This is a genomic window from Nocardioides sp. P5_C9_2 (assembly GCF_054049555.1).
Genome location: NZ_JBFUMD010000329.1, coordinates 1 through 4,548 on the forward strand (window position 1 = coordinate 1; position 4,548 = coordinate 4,548).

5 protein-coding genes are annotated in these 4,548 nt (G+C 75.5%); 4 read left to right on the plus strand and 1 reads right to left on the minus strand.

The window, feature by feature from the left end; all coding sequences use genetic code 11:
* Positions 1-79: 79 nt before the first annotated feature.
* Positions 80-1,072, minus strand: coding sequence for a DUF4349 domain-containing protein (locus ACXJKL_RS15230; protein WP_457207880.1), 993 nt, complete (start codon positions 1,070-1,072; stop codon positions 80-82).
* A gap of 96 nt (positions 1,073-1,168) precedes the next feature.
* On the opposite strand from ACXJKL_RS15230, the gene hemG reads away from it, so the two are divergent.
* The 4 genes from hemG to ACXJKL_RS15250 form a co-directional block, all read left to right on the plus strand.
* Positions 1,169-2,503, plus strand: coding sequence for a protoporphyrinogen oxidase (gene hemG, locus ACXJKL_RS15235; protein WP_457207881.1), 1,335 nt, complete (start codon positions 1,169-1,171; stop codon positions 2,501-2,503).
* Between the two features lie 4 nt (positions 2,504-2,507).
* Positions 2,508-3,209, plus strand: coding sequence for a hydrogen peroxide-dependent heme synthase (gene hemQ, locus ACXJKL_RS15240; RefSeq protein ID WP_457207882.1), 702 nt, complete (start codon positions 2,508-2,510; stop codon positions 3,207-3,209).
* A 17-nt stretch (positions 3,210-3,226) separates the two neighbouring features.
* Complete coding sequence (locus ACXJKL_RS15245) at positions 3,227-4,147, plus strand: hypothetical protein (protein WP_457207883.1); 921 nt, start codon at positions 3,227-3,229, stop codon at positions 4,145-4,147.
* Between the two features lie 124 nt (positions 4,148-4,271).
* The coding region (locus ACXJKL_RS15250; RefSeq protein ID WP_457207884.1) for a hypothetical protein at positions 4,272-4,548 on the plus strand (277 nt) is incomplete at its 3' end.

The window sequence follows — 4,548 nt, forward strand, 5'->3', positions numbered from 1 at the left end:
CGGGGACGCGGCCTGAGGGCCGCCCGGTGGGACGCCTTGGAGAGCGGTCGCCGGGGAGACCACTCTCCATGGCGTCGGCTCAGGCCGCGGCGGGCGGCGTCGCGGAGGGACGGCGACGGCGGGCCGCCCGGCGCACGAGCACCCACACCGGCACCCCGAGCAGGGCCAGGACCGCGACGAACGGCAGCAGGGCACCGGCGATCGTGGCCACGCCGACCGCGACCGCACCGAGGGCCTTCATGCCGCCGCTGAAGCCGGCGAGGAAGCCCGCGTCGGCCTCCTTCGGCTGCTCCTCGTCGTCGGGTGTGCGGCTGATGTCGACCACGATCGTGGAGTCGCGGGTCTGGTCGGCGAGCCAGGCCTGCTGGCCCTCGAGCGAGTCGAGCTCCGCCTGGCGGCTGGTGAGCTGCGACTCGATCCAGATGATCTCCTTGAGCCCCTGGGCGCGGGCGAGCAGCTGCTCGACCCGCCGCAGGCTGGCCTCCTGTGCCCGCACCCGCACGTCGGTGTCGATGACCTGGGTGGTGACGTCCTCCGACGACCGGTCCGAGCCACGCAGGTCCGCCACCCCCTCCAGGGCGGTCATCGCGTCCCCGAAGCCGCCGGCGGGCACCCGCAGCACCAACCGCGCGTAGACGGGTCGCCCGTCCTCGTCGGTGTCGGTCTGCTCCTCGGTGACCTCGCCACCCGCGGCGTCGACGATCCGCTGGACGTCGCGCCGGGCCTCCCGCACGTCGTCGCTGGTCAGGGACACGGTGCCGGTGGAGATCACCTGGCGCTGCGACACCGCGGGCGGGCGGTTCGCGCCGGCGGGTGCGCCGCCGCTCGCGCTCGACGTGTCGCCGGCGGCGTCGGTGTCGGCACTCCGGTCCTGGGCCGCCGCGCCACGCGACGAGTCCTCCTGCTCGGCGGGGGAGACCTCCGAGGCGGACGCCCCGGCGTCGGACCCGGACGAGGAGTCGGACGCGCCGCCACCGGAGGAGCAGGCGGCCAGCGCGGCCGTCATGGAGATCGCGGCCACGAGGCCGAGCAGCCGGCGGGTCCGCCGGGCGGGGTGCGGGTGAGTGGTCATGGGCGTCGGACGCCGGGCCGGGCGGTGGCGGTTCCCTCGCGTCGTACGCCGTGACCGGATCGTTGCCCGGCGCCGGCCGCATGGCAGGCTGGCCGCGTGCGGGACGTCGTCGTGGTGGGTGCCGGGATCGGTGGTCTCACCGCCGCCCGCGACCTGGTCGCCGCCGGGCGGGACGTGCTGGTCCTCGAGGGCTCGCCCCAGGTGGGCGGCAAGCTCCGGCGGGAGTCGGTCGCGGGGGTCACCGTCGACGTCGGCGCGGAGGCCATGCTGGCCCGTCGCCCCGAGGGCGTGGCGCTCGCGCACGACCTCGGCATCGAGGTCGTGCACCCGACGCCCGCGGCCTCCCAGGTCTGGTCGCGCGGTGCCCTGCGCCGCCTGCCGCGGAGCCTGATGGGCGTGCCGTTCGACCTCGACGACCTCGCCTCGAGCGGGGTCCTCTCGCCGGAGGGCCTGGCCCGGGCGAGCGTGGAGCGTGTCGGTGCCGTCGCCGACGGCGACGTCTCGGTGGGAGACCTCGTCGCCGACCGCCTCGGGGACGAGGTCGTGGAGCGGCTCGTCGAGCCGCTGCTGGGTGGGGTGTACGCCGGCAGTGCGCGGCGGATCTCCGCGGCTGCGGCCGTGCCCCAGCTCCTGGCCATGGCCCGGCGCGGCTCCCTGCTCGACCAGGCCGCCGTCATCGTGCCGTCCGGCGCCCCCGTCTTCGCCGGTGTCGCCGGCGGCATGGGTCGGCTGGCCGAGAGGCTCGCGGACGGCCTGGAGGTGCGGACGTCGGCCACCGTCCGGCGCCTGGAGCAGGTGCCCGGCGGGTGGCGGCTCACGGTCGGCTCGGCCGCCGCCCCCGAGACCCTCACGGCGCGTGCGGTCGTCCTGGCGACCCCCGCGGCGCCGACCGCCCGCCTGCTCGACGAGGTCGCCCCCGGCGCAGCGCGCGACCTGGCGCGCATCGAGACCGCGAGCGTCGCGGTGGTGACGCTGGCCTTCGACGCGGCGGCCGTCGAGCACCTGGCGGACCGCTCGGGCTTCCTCGTCCCGCCGGTGGAGGCGCGGGGCATCAAGGCCAGCACGTTCTCCTTCGCCAAGTGGGACTGGGTCCGCCGGGCGGGCGACGGGCTGGCCGTGCTGCGCACCTCGCTGGGCCGGCACGGTGAGGAGGCCACGCTGCGACAGCCCGAGGAGGCGCTCGTCGCGACGTCGCTCACCGACCTGGGCGCGATGGCCGGCCTCACGGCCCCTCCCGTCGGCACGCACGTCCAGCGCTGGGGCGGGGGACTGCCGCAGTACGCCGTCGGGCACGTCGACCTCGTGGCCCGGGTCCGCGCCGCGCTGCCGCCCGGGATCGCGGTCTGCGGGGCGGCGTACGACGGTGTCGGGATCCCGGCCGTGATCGGCTCCGCCCACCGGGCGGCCGCTGCGCTCGCCCGGGCAGAATGAGCCCATGGCCAACAGCAACGCAGCCCGGACCCGCGAGCTCAACGACACCATCCGCTACACCATGTGGTCGGTCTTCAGGCTCCGTGACGTGATCGGCGACGCCGACCGGGCGGCCGAGGCGGCCGACCTGGAGGCGTTCCTCGAGGTGCTGGCCGAGGACGACGTGGTCGTCCGCGGCCTCTACGACGTCTCGGGCCTGCGCGGCGACGCCGACGTCATGGTCTGGATGCACGCCGCCGACTCCGAGCAGCTCCAGGTCGCCTACAACGCGTTCCGGCGTACGGCGTTCGGCCGCCGCCTCGAGCCCGTGTGGTCGCAGATGGCGCTGCACCGCCCGGCGGAGTTCAACAAGTCGCACATCCCGGCGTTCCTCGACGACGAGGAGCCCCGTCACCACGTCTGCGTGTACCCCTTCGTCCGCTCCTACGAGTGGTACCTCCTCGAGGACTCCGAGCGGCGCCGGATGCTTGCCGAGCACGGCCAGATGGCGCGCGACTACGCCGACGTGCGGGCCAACACCGTCGCGTCGTTCGCCCTCGGCGACTACGAGTGGATGCTGGCCTTCGAGTCCGACGAGCTGCACCGGATCGTCGACCTGATGCGCCACCTGCGCGCCTCCGACGCCCGCCGCCACGTCCGCGAGGAGGTCCCGTTCTACACGGGCTCGCGACTCACGCCGGCCGAGATGCTCACCCGCCTGCCCTGACCTGCGAGGAACCCGCCGTGACCGCGCCTCGTCGTACCGCCATGAAGACCGTCGCCGCCGTCACCGCCACCGTCGCCCTCCTCGCGCTCGCAGCCTGCTCCACCGAGCAGGAGATGCGCGCGGTCGACCCCGCGGGGCGCCCGGGCTCCTCGGCCGCGGCGCCGGCGGACGGGGCGATGCCGACGGCCGTGCCCGCCGCCGACGGCGAGGTCACGACCGCCACCCTCGTGACCGTGCTGGACGACGGCGACGGCCCGGAGCTGTGCCACGCGGTCGCCGATTCGCTCCCGCCCCAGTGCGAGGGCGTCCCGATGGCCGACTGGGTGTGGGCCGACCATCCCGAGCACGAGGACCAGGCCGGGGTGAGGTGGGGGAGCTTCGCGCTCACCGGCACCTTCGACGGCACCACCTTCGCGGTGACCGACGCGGTCCCTGCCGCGCTGTACGACGCGCTCGCCGAGGAGCCCGAGCCGCTGCCGGGCACGCCCTGCGAGCCGCCGGACGGCGGGTGGGGCGTCGAGGACCCCGCGAAGGCCACGCCGGCCGCGATGGACGCGACCTTCACCGAGGCCACCCGGCTCCCGGGCTTCGGCGGCGCCTGGATGGACACGTCGCGGGATCCCTCGTCCACCAACGACCCGACGAAGGTGATCATCAACGTCGCGGTCACCGAGGACGCCGAGGGCGCCGAGGCCAGGCTGCGCGAGACGTGGGGTGGAGCCCTGTGCGTGAGCCCGGCGCGCTACACCGAGACCGAGCTCAACGAGGTCTCGATGGAGCTCCAGAGGCTGCCCGGGGTGCTCTCGACGTACGCCGCCGACGACGTCGTCCATGCCGACGTGCTGTCCGACGACGGGTCCCTGCAGGCGTGGGCCGACGAGGAGTACGGCGCGGGGCGCGTCGAGGTCACCGCGGCACTCCTGCCGGTGGAGGGCTGATCGTCCTGTCCGGTCGTCGAGGTCGGCGGCGGAGGTCCCAGCGTCGCGGGCCGAAGAGCACTACTGGCCGGTAGGCCGCCCGCCCGATGATGGCGGTGGAACTCACGCCGGGACGGACTGGGAGATGGCACGACACCACAGCCGGGGCGGGAGCGTCGACCTCGACGGGCTCCCGGCGCTGGTGGCCGCGCGGCACCCGCTGGCGATGGTCTACGGCGGCGGCGGGGTGTTCGGCATCGCCTACACCGCCGGCGTCGCGGCGGGCCTCGCCGCGGGCGGGGTGCCGGTGGCGACGGCACCGTCCCTCGGCACGTCGGCCGGCTCGTGGACCGCGTCGGCCCTGGCCCTGGGCCTGACCTACGACGACTTCTTGACCGTCAGCTCACCGCGGGTCCCCACCC